Origin of the sequence: Methylobacterium sp. Leaf125 (genome assembly GCF_001423085.1) — a bacterium.
Lineage (GTDB): Bacteria > Pseudomonadota > Alphaproteobacteria > Rhizobiales > Beijerinckiaceae > Methylobacterium.
The window spans coordinates 622,609-641,028 of sequence record NZ_LMNU01000001.1; the positions used below are offsets into that span (position 1 = coordinate 622,609).

The 18,420-nt window shown below is 69.1% G+C and carries 18 protein-coding genes; 6 read left to right on the forward strand and 12 right to left on the reverse strand.

Annotation, left to right across the window (positions count from 1 at the left end; translation table 11 throughout):
• Positions 1-4: 4 nt before the first annotated feature.
• The 3 genes from ASF58_RS02815 to ASF58_RS02825 form a co-directional block, all read right to left on the reverse strand.
• A complete protein-coding gene (locus ASF58_RS02815) occupies positions 5-859 on the reverse strand; it encodes a branched-chain amino acid ABC transporter permease (RefSeq protein WP_082512791.1) in 855 nt (284 codons plus the stop codon).
• A gap of 276 nt (positions 860-1,135) precedes the next feature.
• Positions 1,136-2,353: an ABC transporter substrate-binding protein gene (locus ASF58_RS02820; RefSeq protein ID WP_082512792.1), complete on the reverse strand. Its 1,218-nt coding sequence runs from the start codon at positions 2,351-2,353 to the stop codon at positions 1,136-1,138.
• Positions 2,354-2,502: 149 nt separating this feature from the next.
• Entirely contained in the window at positions 2,503-2,979 is a 477-nt protein-coding gene (locus ASF58_RS02825) for an Lrp/AsnC family transcriptional regulator (RefSeq protein WP_055947040.1), read from the reverse strand.
• 105 nt (positions 2,980-3,084) lie between these two features.
• Here ASF58_RS02825 and ASF58_RS02830 point away from each other — a divergent pair, with 105 nt between their 5' ends.
• Positions 3,085-5,478 carry a transketolase gene (locus tag ASF58_RS02830; protein WP_055947041.1) on the forward strand — a complete coding sequence of 798 codons (2,394 nt, stop codon included), beginning with the start codon at positions 3,085-3,087 and terminating at the stop codon, positions 5,476-5,478.
• Between the two features lie 96 nt (positions 5,479-5,574).
• On the opposite strand, the gene ASF58_RS02835 is transcribed toward ASF58_RS02830, so the two are convergent.
• From ASF58_RS02835 to ASF58_RS02850, 5 genes are all read right to left on the reverse strand, one after another.
• Positions 5,575-5,925, reverse strand: coding sequence for a hypothetical protein (locus ASF58_RS02835; protein WP_055947043.1), 351 nt, complete (start codon positions 5,923-5,925; stop codon positions 5,575-5,577).
• 45 nt (positions 5,926-5,970) lie between these two features.
• Positions 5,971-6,786, reverse strand: coding sequence for a transglutaminase family protein (locus tag ASF58_RS02840; RefSeq protein ID WP_055947045.1), 816 nt, complete (start codon positions 6,784-6,786; stop codon positions 5,971-5,973).
• Positions 6,787-6,872: 86 nt separating this feature from the next.
• Positions 6,873-7,136, reverse strand: coding sequence for a hypothetical protein (locus ASF58_RS02845; protein ID WP_244477165.1), 264 nt, complete (start codon positions 7,134-7,136; stop codon positions 6,873-6,875).
• A gap of 397 nt (positions 7,137-7,533) precedes the next feature.
• A complete protein-coding gene (locus ASF58_RS26630; RefSeq protein WP_200930162.1) occupies positions 7,534-7,701 on the reverse strand; it encodes a hypothetical protein in 168 nt (55 codons plus the stop codon).
• An 18-nt stretch (positions 7,702-7,719) separates the two neighbouring features.
• A complete protein-coding gene (locus ASF58_RS02850; RefSeq protein WP_244477166.1) occupies positions 7,720-7,932 on the reverse strand; it encodes a hypothetical protein in 213 nt (70 codons plus the stop codon).
• A gap of 558 nt (positions 7,933-8,490) precedes the next feature.
• On the opposite strand from ASF58_RS02850, the gene ASF58_RS25555 reads away from it, so the two are divergent.
• The 3 genes from ASF58_RS25555 to ASF58_RS02865 all read left to right on the forward strand — a co-directional run bounded on the left by ASF58_RS25555 (position 8,491) and on the right by ASF58_RS02865 (position 13,172).
• Positions 8,491-11,634, forward strand: coding sequence for a polysaccharide deacetylase family protein (locus ASF58_RS25555; RefSeq protein ID WP_156375510.1), 3,144 nt, complete (start codon positions 8,491-8,493; stop codon positions 11,632-11,634).
• A gap of 228 nt (positions 11,635-11,862) precedes the next feature.
• Entirely contained in the window at positions 11,863-12,204 is a 342-nt protein-coding gene (locus ASF58_RS26950) for a hypothetical protein (protein ID WP_244477167.1), read from the forward strand.
• Positions 12,205-12,788: 584 nt separating this feature from the next.
• Positions 12,789-13,172 (forward strand): hypothetical protein, encoded by a 384-nt coding sequence (locus tag ASF58_RS02865; protein WP_055947051.1) that lies wholly within the window; start codon positions 12,789-12,791, stop codon positions 13,170-13,172.
• On the opposite strand, the gene ASF58_RS02870 is transcribed toward ASF58_RS02865, so the two are convergent.
• Entirely contained in the window at positions 13,153-14,466 is a 1,314-nt protein-coding gene (locus ASF58_RS02870) for an MFS transporter (protein WP_055947052.1), read from the reverse strand. The genes ASF58_RS02865 and ASF58_RS02870 overlap by 20 nt on opposite strands.
• 49 nt (positions 14,467-14,515) lie before the next feature.
• On the reverse strand, positions 14,516-15,541 hold the full coding sequence (locus ASF58_RS02875; RefSeq protein ID WP_055947056.1) for a helix-turn-helix domain-containing protein: 1,026 nt from the start codon (positions 15,539-15,541) through the stop codon (positions 14,516-14,518).
• Positions 15,542-15,986: 445 nt separating this feature from the next.
• Between ASF58_RS02875 and ASF58_RS24695 the strand changes: the two genes are divergently transcribed.
• Together ASF58_RS24695 and ASF58_RS02880 are read left to right on the forward strand one after the other, a co-directional pair.
• Positions 15,987-16,202 carry a hypothetical protein gene (locus tag ASF58_RS24695; protein ID WP_082512793.1) on the forward strand — a complete coding sequence of 72 codons (216 nt, stop codon included), beginning with the start codon at positions 15,987-15,989 and terminating at the stop codon, positions 16,200-16,202.
• Positions 16,199-16,990: a hypothetical protein gene (locus tag ASF58_RS02880; RefSeq protein WP_055947058.1), complete on the forward strand. Its 792-nt coding sequence runs from the start codon at positions 16,199-16,201 to the stop codon at positions 16,988-16,990. The genes ASF58_RS24695 and ASF58_RS02880 overlap by 4 nt, the downstream gene beginning before the upstream one ends.
• 21 nt (positions 16,991-17,011) lie before the next feature.
• Here ASF58_RS02880 and ASF58_RS02885 read toward each other — a convergent pair whose 3' ends face one another.
• Together ASF58_RS02885 and ASF58_RS02890 are read right to left on the reverse strand one after the other, a co-directional pair.
• Entirely contained in the window at positions 17,012-17,581 is a 570-nt protein-coding gene (locus tag ASF58_RS02885) for a hypothetical protein (RefSeq protein WP_055947059.1), read from the reverse strand.
• 460 nt (positions 17,582-18,041) lie between these two features.
• Entirely contained in the window at positions 18,042-18,347 is a 306-nt protein-coding gene (locus tag ASF58_RS02890) for a hypothetical protein (protein ID WP_055948702.1), read from the reverse strand.
• Between the last annotated feature and the right edge of the window lie 73 nt (positions 18,348-18,420).

Below are 18,420 nucleotides of genomic sequence, written 5' to 3' on the forward strand. Positions count from 1 at the left end.
CTCCTCAGGCCCGGCCGAACAGGCCGCGCGGCATCGCCATGATGATGCCGGCCATGCCGAGATAGATGACGAGGCGCGCCCCCTCCGGCCACAGGGTGGCCATCAGGCTCTGGGCGATGCCGACGAGGATGCCGGCGGCGAGCGCCCCGGCGTAGCTGCCCATTCCGCCGATCACCACCACCACGAAGGCGATGCCCAGGGCCTCGACGCCCATGAAGGGCTCGACGCCGCGGATGGGGGCGGCCAGCGCCCCGGCCAGGCCCGCCAGCCCGGCGCCCAGGGCGAAGACGGCGGTGTTGATGCGCAGGGTATCGTAGCCGAGGAGCGCCATGTTGGCGGGCGATTCCGACCCGGCCCGCACGATGGCGCCGAGCCGCGTCCGGTCGAGGAGCCACCACAGGCCGGCCGCCAGGATCGCCGTGAAGCCGATCACGAAGAGCCGGTACTCCGGATAGACGAAATCCCCGAGGATCATCACGCCGCTCAGCGCCTCCGGCGGAGCGACATTCCCGCCGATGGGCCCCCAGATGATGATGACGAGCTCCTGCACCACCAGGGCGAGGCCGACGGTGACGAGGATGTGGAAGGTGTGGGGCAGCTTGTAGACCCGGCGCAGGAGCAGCCGCTCGGTCAGGGCGGCCAGCCCCGCGACGACGAGGGCGGCCAGCGGCATCGCCACCCAGAAGCTCAGACCCCGCTCGACGCCCTCGTAGGCGAGGTAGGCCCCCAGCAGGTAGAACGCCCCGTGGGCGAAGTTCACGAACTGCAGCAGCCCGAAGATGATGCTCAGGCCCACCGCCAGCAGGAAGTAGAGCATCCCGAGTCCGAGGCCGTTCAGGATCTGGAACAGGTAGGTCACGGGGTCTCCAGGATCAGGTCAAGCCTTGGATCACGTCAAACCTCGGCTGGCGTCGAACCTCGACTGGCGGGCCACGCCGATCCGAGCGCGACCCGTGATTCCGGGGCCGCGACGCGGAAGCCGGACTCCGGAAAGACAGGGGGCGCCTTGCCCGGCTCTGGATCCCGGGCTCGCCCGCGGCGCCCCGGAACGACGCAGCGCTCGAGCGACGACCGATCCCGCGTGGAACCTCGGCGCCGCTTCGCCCTTACGCCAACCTTCGTCACGCCATCTTCGTCACGTCATCTTGCAGCCGGCGGCCTCGGGCGAGAGGAACGACTTGCCGGACTGGATCACCTCGGCGAAGTCGTCCTTGTCCTTCATGGCGGACTTCGCCTTGCCCTTGAGCAGGTAGTAATCCTTGATGACCTGGTGGTCGGCGGCGCGGATCTCCTCCTCGCCGGTCAGGCCGGAATAGCGCATCCCTTCGAGCGCCTTGATCACGGCGGGGCCGTCCGCACGGCCGGCCTTGGCGGCGGCGTCGAGGAGCAGCTTGGTGATCTGGTACGAGCCGGCGAAGGAGTAGTTCGGCGTCATCTTGGCGGTCTCGCGGACCTTGGTCACCAGCGCCTTGTTCAGGGGCGAGTCGATGCCGTGCCAGTACTGCGCGCCGAAGTAGACGCCCTCGCAGAGGTCGGCGCCTAGGGCCTCGAACTGCTCCAGGCCCGAGGCCCAGGCGAGCACGATGGTCATGCGCTTCTTGAGGCCGAAGCTCACCGCCTGGCGCAGCGCATCCGAGGATTGCGAGCCGAAGTTGAGGAGCAGCAGCACGTCGGGCTTGGCCGCGATCGCGTTGGTCAGGTAGCCGCTGAACTCCTTCTCGGCCAGCGAGTGGTAGCTGTTGCCGACATGCTCGATGCCCTTCTCCTGGAAGACCGCCTTGGCGGCACTGAGGAGGCCCTCGCCGAACACGTATTGCGGGGTGATCGTGTACCAGCGCTTGGCGTTGGGCATCTGCGCGATGAGGGGACGGACCGTCTGCGCGATGGCGCCGAAGGTCGGCACCGTCCAGCGGAAGGTGCCGCGGTTGCAGTCCGAGCCGGTGATCTCGTCCGCCCCCGCCGTGGTGATGAAGACGCCGTCGGATTTCGCCGCTTCCTTGCCCATCACCAGGGCCTCGGAGGAGAGGATGCCGCCGGCGAAGAGCCGCGTGCCCTGCGCCATCGCCTCCTGCACCTTGCGGGCGGCCGGTGCCGGCTTGCCCTCGGTGTCGATGTCCGCGACCGTGACGGTGCGGCCGAGGATCTTGCCGGCCTCCTGCGCCGCGAAGGCGGCGCCGAGCGACGCATACTTGCCGTTGGCCGCGAAGGCGCCGGAGATCGGCAGCGGGGCGCCGATGACGAGGGGCCCGTCCGCCGCACGGGCACCGCGCAGGATGCCGGACAGCGGGAGACCGGAGGCCCCCAGGGCGGCCGCCGTCAGCGAGGTTTTCAGAAATGCACGACGATCACGCATGGCACCGCTCCTCGCGCTCGCACCGGGCGAACTATCCAAACTATACGCATAGAATATGCGCGTGTTCGTTCCGTCAAGCGCTCGTCGATGTTGCACTGCACTTGCGCAATTGCTGGCCGTAAGCCGCGAATTCAGGCAGCCGATGCCCGTTATCGCTGCAGGATCGGCAGGGCATTGGCGCGCTTGACCTGGCCAAGGGCGAAGCTCGATTCGATCGAGGCGACGCCGTCGAGGCGGGTGAGCTTGTCCTTGAGGAAGCGTTCATAGGCTTCGAGGTCCTCGACCACGATCCGGAGCAGGTAATCCCGCTGCCCCGTCATCAGGTAGCAGTCGACCACCTCGGGCCAGCGGGTGACGGCCACGGCGAAGCGGTCGAGTTCCTCCTCCCGCTGGCGCTCGAGTTTCACCGAGGCGAAGACGCTGACCGGCAGGCCGACCGCGACCTGGTCGACGACGGCGACGTAGCCCTTGATCACCCCCGCCGCCTCCAGCAGGCGCACCCGCCGGGCGCAGGGCGAGGCGGAGAGGCCGACCCGGTCGCCGATCTGCTGCACCGTCAGGCGGGCATCCTCCTGCAGCGCGGCGAGGATCCGGCGATCGATGGCGTCGAGAACAGGTTTTGGCACGAAATGATCTCGCGAGGCATCCGACAGCGCATCTGAGCCAAGGACTTGCCGCACCACAAGGTCGTTTGGCCAGTTTTGCTGGTCCGGCGCGGCTAGGATCATGTCATGAGCGATCCGCGACTGCCCTACCTCGCCGCCCTGGCCCGGAAGAGCCTCTGGCTCTCGACCTGGACCATCCACAACGCCAACCACCTGCGCCCGTCGGCCGACGGGCTGAAGGTGGGCGGGCACCAGGCCTCGTCGGCCTCCCTCTGCGCGATCATGACGGCGCTCTACGGCGCGGTGCTGCGCCCCGAGGACCGGGTCGCGGTGAAGCCCCATGCGAGCCCGATCTTCCACGCGCTGCAATACCTGTTCGGTCACCAGACCTGCGAGAAGCTGGCGGCCTTCCGCGCCTTCGGCGGCGCCCAGTCCTATCCCTCGCGGACCAAGGACACCGACGACGTCGATTTCTCCACGGGCTCGGTCGGGCTCGGCGTGGCGCAGACGCTGTTCGCGTCGCTGACCCAGGACTACGTGCGGGCGAAGGGCTGGGGCGGCGACCGGCCCGAGGGCAAGATGGTGGCGCTCATCGGCGACGCCGAGATGGACGAGGGCAACATCTTCGAGGCCCTGCTGGAGGGCTGGAAGCACGGCCTGCGCAACACCTGGTGGATCGTCGACTACAACCGCCAGAGCCTCGACGCGGTGGTGCGCGAGGGGCTGTGGGCGAAGTTCGAAGCGATGTTCCGCAACTTCGGCTGGGACGTGGTCGTGCTGCGCCACGGCACGCTCCAGCGTGCCGCCTTCGCGGAACCGGGCGGGGCGCGCCTCAAGGCCTGGATCGAGGCCTGCCCGAACCAGACCTACTCGGCGCTGGCCTTCCAGGGCGGCGCGGCCTGGCGCCGGCGCCTGACGGAGGAGCTCGGCGATCAGGGCGACGTCTCGGCCCTGATCGACCGGCGCTCCGATGCGGAGCTCGCCGCCCTGATGGGCAATCTCGGCGGCCACGACCTGCCGATGCTGCTGGAGGCCTTCGAGGCGGCCCGCGCCCACGACCGCCCGGTCTGCTTCATCGCCTACACGATCAAGGGCCACGGCCTGCCGCTCGCCGGCCACAAGGACAACCATGCGGGCCTGCTGACGCCGACCCAGGTCGAGGCCTTCCGGGCCGAGATGGCGATCCGGCCGGGTCACGAGTGGGAGCCCTTCGAGGGGCTCGAGGTCGCCCCCGACGCGATGCGCCGCTTCCTCGCCGCAGTGCCCTTCGTGCAGCGCGGGCGCCGCCGCTACACGGCGCCGGCGATCCCGGTCCCCGAGCGCTTCGCGGCCCCGACCCAGGCCACGCTCTCGACGCAGGCCGGGTTCGGGCTGCTGATGCACGAGATCGCCAAGTCCGACTCGGCCTTCGCCGATCGCATCGTCACCACCTCGCCCGACGTCACCGTCTCCACCAACCTCGGCGCCTGGGTGAACCGGCGCGGCCTCTTCGCCAAGGAGGCGATGGCCGACGTCTTCCGCAAGGAGCGGATTCCCTCAACCTTCAACTGGACCTTCGCGCCCTCCGGCCAGCACCTCGAGCTCGGCATCGCCGAGTCGAACCTCTTCACCGCGCTCGCGGCCCTCGGCCTGTCGCATGCGATCTTCGGCGAGCGCCTGCTGCCGGTGGGCACGCTCTACGATCCCTTCATCGAGCGCGGCCTCGATGCCCTGAACTACGCCTGCTACCAGGATGCGCGCTTCCTCCTGGTGGCGACGCCGGCGGGCGTCACCCTCGCGCCGGAGGGCGGGGCGCACCAGTCGATCAAGACGCCGCTGATCGGCCTGGGCCAGGACGGGCTCGCCGCCTTCGAGCCGGCCTTCGTCGACGAGCTCGCGGTGCTGCTGCGCTTCGCCTTCGCGCACCTGCAGGGCAGCGGCCCGTCCGAACCGGACCCGGTGACCTGCCTGGCCGATGCGGCGGGCGGCTCCGCCTATTTCCGGCTCTCGACCCGCAGCCTGGAGCAGCCGGTGCGGGCGATCGGCCCGGCGCTGGCCGCCGACATGGTCGCGGGCGCCTACTGGCTGCGCCGGCCCGGTCCGAACGCCGAGGTGGTGGTCGCCTACCAGGGGGCCGTCGCCCCCGAGGCGATCGCCGCCATCGGGCTGATGGCCGAGGACCGGCGCGACGTCGGCCTCCTCGCGGTCACCTCGGCGGATCGACTGCAGGCCGGCTGGACGGCGGCGCAGGGCCTGCGCGAGCAGGGCCGTCCGGAGGCGTCGAGCCATGTCGAACGCCTGCTCGCCGACGTGCCCGCCCAGTGCGGCCTCGTCACCGTCCTCGACGGCCATCCGGCCACCCTCGGCTGGCTCGGATCGGTGCACGGGCATCGCACCCGCGCGCTGGGTGTCGCGCAGTTCGGTCAGACCGGCACGATCGCCGACCTCTACCGTCACTTCGGCATCGACGCGCGCGGCATCGCCACGGCGGCCCAGGCGATCGCCCCCGGCCGGGGGATCCGCCACCTGCGCCTTGCCTGACTCAGCACGGCCGCGAGACCGATCCGCGGGACCGCGTCCCGGAATGTGTCGCCCACGGAGCCCGGATCGCCGATCCGACCCGCAGGGGAGGCCGGATCAGACCCCGATCGCGCCGTTGTGCAGGGCGCGCAGCTCGACGTAGCTCATGGTCTCGCTGCTCCAGCTCGGGCCGTCGCAATCGTGCAGCCGCTTGGGGAGGGGCTTGTGCTTGTCGCCCTGGTAGAACCCCATCACGACGGTCTGGCCGTCGGTATCGTCGCGCTCGATCCGGTAGGCCGGCTGAACGCCCGATCCGAGACGGCTGATCCGAACCCGCAAGCTCGGATTGCGGGCCTGGTCGGGGACCATGTTGCGGTAGACGCCCCTCAGGTATTCGAGGCGGTCGGCGTTCCGGCCCGCGAGATCAGCGATGGAGACGTTCTCGGCGAGCATGGCGGTGGAAGTCATAGATGTCGGCTTTCGGTTAGAGGCAGGGGCGCTTGGCAGCGCCGGTCAGGCGACGGCCGGGGCTTCCTCGGTCGTCACCACGAATCGGGTCAGGGTGTTGGGCCCGAAAGTCAGCGTGAGCGGCACGTCGGCCGCATCCCGGCCGTAGGCGATCAGGATGCGGCCGATCCGCGACGCGTTGTTGCGCGGATCGAAGGTGTGCCAGCGGCCATCGAGGAAAACCTCCATCCAGGCCGCGAAGTCGCCCGGCGCGTGCGGGAGCGGCAGGCCGATGTCGCTGACGTAGCCGTTGCAGTAGCGCGTCGGGATGTTGAGGCAGCGGCAGAAGGCGATGGCGAGGTGCGCGTAGTCGCGACAGACGCCGCGCTGCTCCTCGAACACCTCGAAGGCGGTCCGGGTAGCGCGGGCATGCTCGTAGCCGAAGGTGATCCGGTCGTGGACGTAGTCGCAGATCGCCTGGACGCGGCTCCAGCCCGGCGGCAGGTGGCCGAACAGGTCCCAGGCGATCTGCGAGAGGCGGTCGGTCTCGCAGTAGCGGCTGCCCAGGAGGAACAGGAGGCTGTCGGTCGGGAGCGTTGCGATGGGCGTCTCCGCCGCCGTCGGGTGCGGATGGTCCCCGCGGCCCGCGTCGCGCACGATCGTCTCGGTCTTCAGCGTGAACGTGCCGGCCGGGGCCGTCATCCGCTGGCACCAGTTGCCGAAGCTGTCGCGATAGCCCTCCAGCGGCACCGCGGGGTGCGTGACGAGGTGGTCCGGGCGCTCCAGGTCCGAGACCCGCGAGGCATGGACGTTGAGGGTCGCGATGACCGGGGTGGGCTGGGGGAAGGTGTAGGTCATCTCGCAGCCGACGAGGATGCGCATGGGGCTCTCCGGAATTGTCGTCGCGCGCGGGATGGGGCCGCCGGGCCGAGAGGGGATGTTTTCGAGGGCCGGGGGCGGGGGCCGCCTCAGTGCAGGGTCGGCGGCGGCTCCAGGAACGCGCGCATGCCGCCACCCGCCTCGACGGCCTCCGTGAACGCGTCGAGGGCGTCCTCGTCGCAAGCGAAGGTGGTGTCCCAGAGGGTCGACCATCCCGCCGGATCGATGACCTCCAGGATCCAGGGATCCTGGGAGCCGGCGAATCGGTAGACGTTCACCGTGACCGTGATGCCGTCCTGGGTCGCCTGTCCGGTCAGGTCCGAGAACTCCATCATCGGTTTCTCGTAGGGCATGCGGTGTCTTTCTCGATGGACGAGGTCACCGCAGGAACCCGGACGGGTCCCCATCACATGAGCCGAATGACAGGTCTTAGCAGAGTTCGGGCCGTCGCGGTTCGAAAATCGCGATCCACCGCAACGACGTGTCGTCCCTCCGATCTTGCGCGCTTGGATTCTGTACTTGTCGAGGCGGGACGGAGCGACCCTTTCGATCCCCGGAAAGTCTGATCCGCTCGCAGGGCTGCATCGGGAAACCGATGCGTCTCCGAACGCGGGGCGGCGTGGTCCGGGCCTCGGGTTCCCGGCACGCAAGGCACGGTTCCGAGGCGTCGACCCGAGACACGGGGCCCGACCCGGTCTGGGCCGAAAGCGATCTGGGTTTGGCCGAGCCTTATCCGGTCTCGGCCAGCGATTAGCCGGTCTTGGCCAGCAGAAAGAGCGCGGTGCCGATGGCCAGCAGGGTGCGGGAGACCCAGGAGAAGGCGAGGGCGCCCACGCCGTCCTCCAGGGTTCGCAGATGGGCGACCTGGGCGAACAGCGCGGCCCAATAGGCGGCCCAGAGACCCAGGACGGCGATCACCCGGAGCGCCCCGGTGGGCTAGATGTCCACCCGGCGCTCGTGCCGCCACAGCGCGATGGCGTGCCGGCGCGCCTCGTAGGCCCGCCGCATGGGTGTGTCGGCGGCACCTTGCGCCTCGGGGCGGTAGCCGAAGCGGAGAACGCCGTCCGAGCCGTAGAGACGCGTCATCTCGGAACGCCACACCTGATCCGTGCGGGTGAGAACCGCCTCGGTCTCGGCCAATCGGTTCATGGGCATCGGAGCTCGCTGATGTGACGGGATCTTCACCATAACGCGCGCCGACGCCAGAGGCTCCGGAACGCGTTCAGGGCTTTCGCGCGCCATCCCGCTCCCTGGCCGGCCGTCGAACGCCCCGCCGGCCGCCTGGCGCCGTGCTCAGGCGTCAGGCCTCGCCTTCGGAAAGGGGGCGCGCGGCGTGGATGAAGGCCCTGCCACGGACCACGTCGGCCCCGTGCCGACGACGGCCGGGACCTCTCCGGACCCTCCCGCCCGGAGCGGCACCGGCGCGGCCCGAGATCACCCGGAACCGAGCCGGGCGTAGCCATTGTCAGGTATCCGACCTGGCCCCTGGAGGTAATCCCCTTGGCGGAATTACTTTATCCGATCCACAGAGTATGGTTCGTGACATCAGGGTTTCGTTAACAATCTGACAGTTGTCGCCGTCGTCACGATTGCTGTGGGATGACGTCATCAAATCCTTGAGCCGCTCTATCCGGGGCGTAAAAGCCTGAGGGATTTACCCTCTCGGCGCCAGACCGACCTTCTACTCTTGCGAGGGGACTCTTTGTCATGCCTACGGTTGATGGCAACCTGAACGATTGGACATCGTCGGCTCGGCTCAATCCCGCAGGCACGACAACGGCCGGATACGGTTTGTATGGCGACCTGTCGGGCGGTGTCCTGACCTTCGCCCTCCAGGCGCCGACGGGGACGTCGATCGGGACGTACACGACGCTCTGGCTGAACACGGACAAGAACGCCACCACCGGCTACAGCATCTGGGGCCTGTACGGCGGCTACGACTACAACATCAATATCGCCGCCGACGGCAAGCCGTACCTCTATCGCGGGGGCGACGGGCAGACGCTCGTCTCGGCGACGCCGCTGACCTTCGCCTACAATGCCGATCACACGGTCCTGGAGGTCAGCGTCGCGGCGGCGCAGATCGGAACCCCGAAGAGCCTCAACGTCCTGGCCGACGTCAACAACAGCGTCTTCCTGCCGGGCGATTACGGGGCCGGCCCCTACACGGTCTCGGATGCGAGCACGCTGCCGGCCCGGACCTATACGGGGCACAAGGTCGGCATCGTCTACTCGGAATCGACGGCGGCGAACTACTTCAGCCCGATGGCGTATTCGCAGCTCTACATGGCGGCGCAGAACCAGGCCGCCGCCGCGGGCGTGCCCTACGACCTCCTGTCGGAATCGGATCTCACCGATCTGGCGAAGCTGTCGAACTACGACACGCTGATCTTTCCCTCGTTCCGCAACGTCGCCGCCGCGAAGGCCGCCGCGATCACCGACACCCTGACGAGCCTGGAGAAGAACTACCACGTCGGCATCATCACCGCCGGCGACTTCATGACGAACGACGAGAAGAACGCTCCGCTCCCCGGCGATTCCTACGCGCGCATGAAGGCGCTCCTGGATGTCAGCCGCGTCGACGGGGTCAACGGCGCGAATGTCGAGGTCAAGGCGGCGGCCACGACCAATCCGGTCATGGCGGGGTACGCGGCCGGCGAGTCGATCCACCAGTACACGAACATCAGCACCTCGTACTTCACCAGTACGGACGGGCTCGGAACGACGCTCGCCAATCAGATCGTCAACGGGCAGTCCAACATCGCCGTGATGGCGACGCAGACCGGGGGCAAGAACGTCCACTTCGCCACGGACGGCATGCTGGCCGACAACAACATGCTGGGCCACGCCCTGGATTGGACCATGGCGCCGGCGCCGGGGCCGGATGTCAGCCTCCACATGAGCCGGAACAAGGCGATCGTGGCCGCCCGCGTGGACATGGATCAGGCCATGTACACCGACGACGTCCGACCGGCCTCCGGAGCGGGCATCTACGACAAGCTCCTGCCGATCCTGACGCAGTGGAAGCAGGCCTACAACTTCGTCGGTTCCTACTACATCGACGTCGGCAACAATCCGGCCGCGGGCGAGACTACGGACTGGACCTACTCGAAGACGTATTACAACCCGATGCTGGCGATGGGGAACGAGATCGGCTCGCATTCCCTGACCCATCCCGAGGACACCAACGTCCTCACCGCGGCCCAATTCCAGACCGAGTTCCAGCAATCCCGCGCGATCATCGAGCAGCAGCTCGGACTGACCAATATCGGCGCCGCCGTTCCCGGGGCGGGAGAAAATCTCGCGACCGCGCGGCAGATCGCGCAGTACTATCCCTACATCTCCGGCGGCGCCTCCCTGATCGGGGCCGGGTATCCCGGAGCGATCGGCTATCTCAGCCCGACGGCCACCGATCTGAAATCGGTCTACATCGCGCCCAATACCTCCTTCGACTTCACCCTCGTGGGCTATCAGCACCTCACCGCCGCGCAGGCCTCCGCGGCATGGGCCAAGGAGTGGGCGACGCTGACGGCGCATTCCGACCTGCCGGTCGTGGTCTGGCCCTGGCACGATTACGGTCCGACGGATTGGCTGACCGATACGACGGATGCCGGCTACACCCAGCAGATGTTCACGGACTTCATCGCACGGGCCGCGCAGGCGGGCTCGGAGTTCGTGACCCTGAACGATCTGGCGCAGCGCACCGCGACCCTGGAGAAGTCCGACGTCAGCTACAGCTTCGATGCGGCGTCGAACGTCCTCACCGCGTCGGCGACCACCGCGGCCGGCGATCTCGGCAAGTTCGCCCTCGACGTCGGCGCCGGCCACACGATCAAGAACGTCGCCGGCTGGTACGCCTACGACAGCAACAGCGTCTTCGTGCCGAAGGCCGGCGGGACCTTCAAGATCGCCCTCGACGGGACCCCGGACGACGTCACCCACCTGACCGCCCTCGCGGACCGGTCCGACCTCCTCAGCGTGACCGGCGACGGCAGCAACCTCAGCTACGCGGTCGTCGGTGAGGGCCACGACCTCATCCAGCTGAAATCCCATGCCGGGCAGATGGTGCAGGTCACCGGGGCGGATGGCGCGAGCCTGTCCGGCAACAGCCTGGACCTGACCCTGAACGGGTTGGGCCAGCACACCGTCTCCGTCGTCCTGGCGTCGGCGCCGGTCGGAACGACGGTGAGCGACTGGATCTTCGGAACGGACGGCGCGGATACGATCAATGGCGGGGGCGGAGCGGACACGCTGCAGGGCCTCAGCGGCAACGACACCTACATCGTCGACAACACCGGCGACAGGATCTTCGAGGCCGTGAATGCCGGGATCGACACCGTTCAAAGCGCGGTGACCTACACGCTGGCGGCCAATCTCGAGAAACTCGTCCTGACGGGGACGAATGCCGTCAACGGAACGGGCAATGCCCTGGCGAACGTCCTCACCGGCAACGGCGCGGCGAACACGCTCGCCGGCGGCGACGGCGCCGATCTCCTGGAGGGCAAGGCCGGCAACGATATCCTGACGGGCGGGCTCGGCGCCGACGCCTTCCTCTTCAACAAGGCGGGTCAGGGCATCGACCTCGTGCGCGACTTCTCGCGGGCGCAGGGCGACAAGCTCCAGGTGCACGCCTCCGACTACGGCCTCGCGGTCGGCACGCTCGCGAGCGACTGGTTCGAGACGAGCGCCAGCGGTCTCGCCACCAAGGCGCACGCGGAGTTCGTCTTCAACTCGGGATCGCACACGCTGAGCTGGGACGCGGACGGCATCGGCAGTGCCGCCGCCATCCAGGTCGCCACCTTCTCCAACAACCCGCTGCTCCAGTACCAGGATTTCGCGATCGTGGTTTGATCGGGCGCGGCCTCCCCGGAGGCTTCGCGAACGCGCTTCGCTCGGCACCGCGGGCGATGCCGCGCGCAGGGGGGGCGCCGCCGGAGGGCCGCCGCGCCGTTCAACGACCGATACGGCCGGCCCCGCTCGACACGGTCAGGCCAGGAAGAGCTCGGTCCGGTCGGAGGGGATCGCGCGCCCCGAAGCACCGGGCGGTCCGTCGATCGATGCGCCGGCGCCCGAGGCCCGGTGTTCGATGACCTCACCCGATCGCCACGTGATCGCGTTCCGTCGTTCGATCAAGCCCAGCAGGGCGGCGGCGGTCTGCCGAACGCGAACCTGAGTCTGCGTGATCTCGTTGTCGAGCGTGGCATTCAGCGCCTCGAAGACCAGCTCTTCCTTGAAGGCGTATTCTTCGAGGATCTCCTCGATCTCCTGCCGGACGGGATCCAGAAACTCGACGCCGAACCCATCGGCCTCCTGCCGGGCGATCCTGCAGGCGCGCGGCAGATTGCTCCCGCCGATCGTCAGATCGAAATGCGCCGGGACAGCCCGGCCCGTGTTGGGCTTCAGGAAAGCACCGAGCGATGAGATGTCCGTGATGGCGCAACCGATCGCGCTGCTGACTTTTGGAACGAAGATCCGTCCGTCGAGCGAGCAGGACTGCCGATAAACTCTTCGTCTGTCTAGCATCATACAAACCCACTGCCGAATTCGTTGGCACTCTCTCGATTTAAATTCGATAGGTTTCCAAAATTCTAACCGAAAAATATTTCGCTTCCTGTTATTGACGCGCTAAATCTAGCAATCCGTATCAATGTAAATCCAATTGTTGCGCATAGATTGCGGTTCTGTATCCGAATAATTCAGCAATCAGGCGTGATACTGTGGGTTCGGATGATCTTGATAAGGGAGGTGAGCGCCTTCGGCTCGGTCGCATCAATGTCCGCATCATCCAAACCTGCCACATGCGTCGCGAACGCGGATCATTCGGCTGGACAGGGGTGAACCGGAGACCGCGTTACGCAGTCACGAAGGGTATCGACGACCCACGGAGAAGCCGCGATAGGCCAGACAGATTGCAGCGGCGAAATCCGGCCGGCGGCCAATCGCGGCTCCCTCGGTGTTGCGCTTTTGTTCTAGGCCGCGACGAGCCGGGCGGCCATACTCCGCCCATGTCGATGACCCTGCGCTCCGCCCTCCTGCTGTTCAGCCTCGTGCCGCAGGCGGCGACGGCGCAGGTGACGGGCCGGCCCGAGGACGGGCTCGCCGCCCTCGAGCAGGCCTGGCACGCCTGCGTGCGGGATGCGTTCGCCCAGCAGCCGCGGATGCAGAGCCGCGCCGCCTCCCAGCGCAACGCCCTCGATACCTGCCAGGCCCAGGAAGATGCCTTCGTGGCCGCGACGATGACGGCGGTGGAGGCCCGGTCGCGCGAGGCGCGCGCGGGCGAGCCGGCCCGGCGGCCCGCGCTGACCGAGCGGGCGCGCGCCTGGGCCGCCTCCATCGCCAGCGACGTCCTCGATCCGGTCTCGTCCTGGTTCAGCGCCCTGCGCCGGTGAGCGGACGGCCCATCCGGGCCGCCCGAAAGGCCAGGAGGATCCCGGGGACGCCCACGAGGCCGTACAGCACCATCAGGGCCCGGCCGAGGTACTCGGCGCCGAAGACGGTGTCGGCCAGGAGCCCCAGGAGGGGCGGCCCGGTGCCCGAGGCCGTCAGGGTCACGGCGGCGACGAAGAGGGCGCTGACCCGCCCGCGCAGGCTGACCGGCGTCAGGAGCTGCACCCCCGCCACCGCGGGCGGCGCGGTGAACCCGATCACGGCCGTGAGGAGGGTGAAGGCGGCGAGCGAGAGGGTCCGGTCGGAGGCCACCGCCATCACGATCGCGGGCGGCAGGGCCGCCATCAGGCCGAAGCCGAGCAGGCGCGAGGCGGCGGCGCGCCGGCGCGCCCGCGCCACGCGGTCCAGCAACAGGCCCGCGGACAGATGGCCGAGCGGACCGCCGATCAGCAGCAGCCCGCCCAGAACCATGCCGCTCTCCGCGGGGCTCATGCCGTGGTCTCGCACGTAGAGGGTCGGCCCCCAGGCGGCCAGGGTCCGACCCATCAGGACGGCGCAGGCCGCGGCCGCGAAGTGGGGCAGGTAGATCCGCCGCCGGCGCAGGATCCACGTCCAGGCGGGCTTCAGCCCCGCCCTGGCGGCGGGCGGGGCCCGTGGCAGCCGGACCGCGACCGCGCCGAGGATCAGCGCGAGGTTGGGCAGGCAGGCGAGGAGGAACAGGGCACGCCAGGGCGGCAGCGGGCCGAGGCCGGGACACGCCAGGCCGCCCCGCAGGACGAGCCAGGCCAGGATCGCGCCGCCGGCGAGCAGGGCGAAGCTCTGCCCGAGGCTGCCGCCCGCCGTGAACAGCGACACGTTCCGGGCCATGCGGCCCTGCGCGGAGCCGTGGGCGATGAGCGAGAGCGAGGCCGGCACGAGTCCGGCCTGCCCCAGTCCGAGGGCGAGCCGGCTGAGGAACAGCACCGCGAAGGAGCCGGCCAGACCGAACCCGAGGGTCGCCAGGGTCCAGAGGCCGATGCTGGCCAGCAGGATCTGCCGGTGGTGCCCCCGATCCGCGAGGCTGCCGATGAGCGGCATGGTCAGCGCGTACAGGATGACGAAGGCCGAGCCGTGGAGCAGGCCGAGCTGGGCGTCGCTGAGGCCGAGCGCCTGCTTGACCGGAGTCGTCACGAGGGTGATCAGGAAGCGGTCGCTGGCCGCCGAGAGCTGCGCGAGGATGAGCAGGGCCAGGGGGCCGAACCCCAGGACCGTGCGGGCCGGAGCCGTGAGTGGGAGCCTTCCGGAGGTCTCGCTCATACGGTCCGCGACGCGCGAAGGGGCCGCCGCACGCCGGGAACGCGGGGCATCAGTAGAGTTCGCTGTGCCAGGCTGCGAGGGGCCAGGACCGATCGCCCCGGGCATGCACGTCGCTGCGCAGCTGCTCGATGGAGGTCCGGAACTGCCCGGGCGGGCGGCCGAAAGCCGTCCGGAAGGCCCGATTGAAATGCTGCTCGCTGGCAAAGCCGTAGGCGTAGGCGAGGGTGGCGATCGAGCGCGTTTCGCCCTGGCGCCGGAGGGCGTCGCGCGCCCGTTCCAGGCGGCGCTGCTGCACGAAGCGGGCGACCCCGCCGTCCCGCAGGAAGGCCCGGTAGAGGAGGCTCCGCGAAATCCCGAGTTCCGCCGCGATGGTCTCGGCGCTGAGGGCGCGGTTCGCGAGGTGCCGCTCCACGTGGGCCTCGGCCTCGCGGCGGCGGCGGCCGGTGTCGTCGGGCCCATCGTGGACCGCGGCCCAGACGATGGCTTCGGTGGGGGCGGCATGGCCGCGAAGCGCGGCCGCCAGGAGCATGCCGAGCACGGCGCTCGACCGCGAGACCACCGCGCTGTCGAGGGTCTCCGAGCGACGGGTCAGGGACACGATGAAATCGGCCACGAGGCCGCCCACGCACTCCGGAAGGATCGCCCCGTGGAATGTGCGCAGGTCGGGGACCAGGGGCTCGATCAGCTCGCGCGCCACCGGCGTCGAGATCTGCCGCACGCGGTGCGCCCGGCTCAGGTGCGGCAGGGTGTTGTCGCAGACCAGGATCTCCCCCGGTCGGACGCGGCGCTCGTGCCCGGGCGGCCCGGCCAGCAGCTCGCCCTCGAGGAGCAGGTGAAGCGTGATATGGTCGAATCCGTCCTGTCGCACCCGCTGCGGGGATCGGCTGTGCTGAAGCCCGTTCAGACGGCGTTTGAACAGGATCATCCGATCCAGCCGGTAGGCCTGCACCTGGGCGTAGAAGTCCGGTCCGATCCGTGCGACATCGGCGCCGCCGGCATAGAGGTCACGATACGCCTCGAACGCGAACTCCGGGCCGACCTCCTGGGTGGAAAAGGCGAACGACGGAAGCGACACGTCTGGCTGAACCCACCCGATCGATCAGAGGGCCCATCGGACAAATCCCAATCGACCAGTTCCAACACCCCCGGGATAGGGTGTTCCGAACGCGTGAGACAACTCACGGTTTCGTGACCGATGCAAGCGCTAAGTATGAGGCGGTGACATCCGAATTCAGCGCGATGCCGACCCGGCACCAGAGGCGTGTTGGCTCCGGCGCCTCAGACCCCTCGACAATAAAGCGTTCCGCCTCTGTTTCGATGCGGGCGGATCAAGACAGGCCGTCGTCGATGGCCGTGGACGCAGCCCCGGCGCACAACACACACGCCATCGGACGCGCCGGGATCGGCGACCGGGCCTATACCTTCCCCGGGGCGGTCGCCCGCGCACGGCAACGCCTCGGTAACCGTTACGCCCTAAATCTCACGCACCCCGCCGCTCACCAAACTCCGCGATCCGCACGATGACCAGAGACCAGCTTGCCGCCGAGTTGCTTCGTATTTCCAAGCTGCAACTCAGCGATATTACCCGTGCCGTCAAGAATGGAGAGAAATCGATTGCCTTGAACGAGGTCATTGATCTTGGCCGACGCCTGAACCGCCTCGCGGATGCGGTCGCGGGACGTCCGGCCCCGGTCGCCACGCCCGCGGCCACCGACGACAGCCTCGTCCAGGCGTGAGCGCCGCTTCGGAGTGGCGGACCGAGCGGAACGTCGCCGCCCGCGCGCGCCTCGACCGTGCCCTGCCCGGCATCTTCCCGGCCCCCGTCCTGCGGCACGCCCTGTCGCGCCCGCTGATTCCGCCAACGCCGCGCCTCGCGGTGGAGAGCTACTGGCGCGCCCATCTCCTGCGTGCCGACCGGCTGGCGCGGGCCCTCGCGACGCGCTCGGGCCATCCCGAGGGCTGGACCTGGCGTCTCGGCACCGAGAAGGGATCCGGCCTCGCCGCCAGCTTCCGGATGCCGCCCTCGCCCTTCCGGGAGCCGGCCCATGCGCGCGGCAAGGGCCATTGCTGCATCTGCGGGCAGCCGGTCTACCGCTTCGGCTGGCATCGGGATCTCTGGGGTGCGGGCGTCCCGAACAAGAACGCGCGCTGGCACGCGGCCTGTGTCGCCGCCTGGAAGCTCTGGGTGGCGCCCAGCGACCAGGTGAAGGTTCTGAAAGCGCATCAGCGCCACCGCTGTGCGGCCTCGGGCAAGCGGTTGTTCAAGACCGCCGAGGTCGACCATCGCGTGCCCCTCTACCGCGTCTGGCGGGAACATCGGGACGATCCCTGGCCGACGCTGCTGGGCTTCTGGGGCTCTCCGAACCTCCAGGTCGTCAACCGCGTGGTCCACGTGGAGAAATGTGGCCGCGAGGCCGGCGAGCGGGCGCTGAGCCGGCAGGTCGCGCTCCTGCGCACCGCTTTCCCGGAGGATCGCGCGGAGGAGGCCGCATGGGAGCCCCTGCCGGTCGACGGGGCGGGCTGACGGGCCGGGCGGCCCGCGCGCTCAGAGGATTCCCTCGATCAGGCCGAGTTCCTGCGCCTCGCCCGCCTCGATGTACCAGTTCTCGGGCGCCCGCTGCAGCACCGTGTCCAGGGTCACCTGCGAGCCCCGGATGAGGTTCGCGAAGCCTTCGTTCTGGATCTCGATGGAGCACTCGATCTCGTGCAGCGCCGCCTTCACGCTGGCGATGCAGGTCGTGAGCGGTCCGTTGAGCACCACGTGCTTGTCGAGCTTGCGCTCGTGGATCATCAGCCGCGTGCCCCGGGTGAGATAACGGTTCGACCGGGCGAAGAAGCTCATGAAGGTGGTCCCGGCCGAGTAGATCGCGGCCTTGCCGAGGAAGACGAACCGGCGATCCGTCTGGAGGCCGGTCTTGAAGCGGATGTCCTCGCCCATCATCCGGGCGACCTCGGGATCGCCGCCGAGCGTCGTCAGCTCGACCACCACGAGGTTCCGGTCGCCGACCGCGTCGAGCTGGCGGCGAAAATCCCGATACATGTCCTGGTCGACCGTCCCGGACAGGAGGATGGCGGGGGCGTCGAAGGCAGCGGGGGACAAGGGGCTGGTATCCATGGGGGTCCTCCTGTCGGCCGGGACTCGGCCGTCGCAGCGAGAACGCAAGTTCCCGGCCCGGGATCGCTTGCGCCTGCCGTGGACTGAATGGGAGGCGCCTTGCGCGGAGCGTGCGGGCGGAGCTCCGGCGCTTCCGTTCCCGCCGGGGCATGCCGTGCCGCCCAAGCGAAACCGTCCGATGAGGCTCACGGATGTGGCGTCGGACTGTGGCTGGTGCCCGCCTGGGGAGGCGAGGGTGGGCGCGAGCGATCAGCGCCTCGCAGTCAAAGCGGACGAGCGCCTGCCGACGAGTCTCCGCTTCGGTCGAACCGGGGACACGGAGCAGGAGAATCGAGGACTGCCGCCCCTCATCCGGTCGGAGCGTCCGGACGAGGTTCCTCGGATCCGGGTTGCCCGGAACGGACTTCGTCGGGCGCCCTCGGCACCGCTGCCTCGGCACCGGTCGACCGGACGCGCGGTCTCAGTACGGGGTGCCGTAATAGGGCTGCCGGCTCGGGCGGTAGCGCTCGCGCACCGGCCGATCGTAGCGGCCCTCGTAGGCGCCCAGATACGGATCGAGGGCGGGATCGCGGTAGTTGCCGTTGTTCACGCCGGCCGAGCGGTCGTTGCCGCTCAGGGCGGCGTAGGGCGACAGGCCATCGCCGCCGCCGCTGCCGCCCCGCGCCAGCGCATGGCCGCCGAGACCCAGGACGAGGGTGCCCGAGACGAGGGCGCCCAGAACGAGGGTGGCGGAGAGCGCGGTGCGTCGGTTGGATGTCGATGTCATCGGAGCATTCGCCATGGAGACCTCCTGTCTCGTGGAGAACGGCCGCGCGGCACGGAAGTTCGGGATGGGGCCG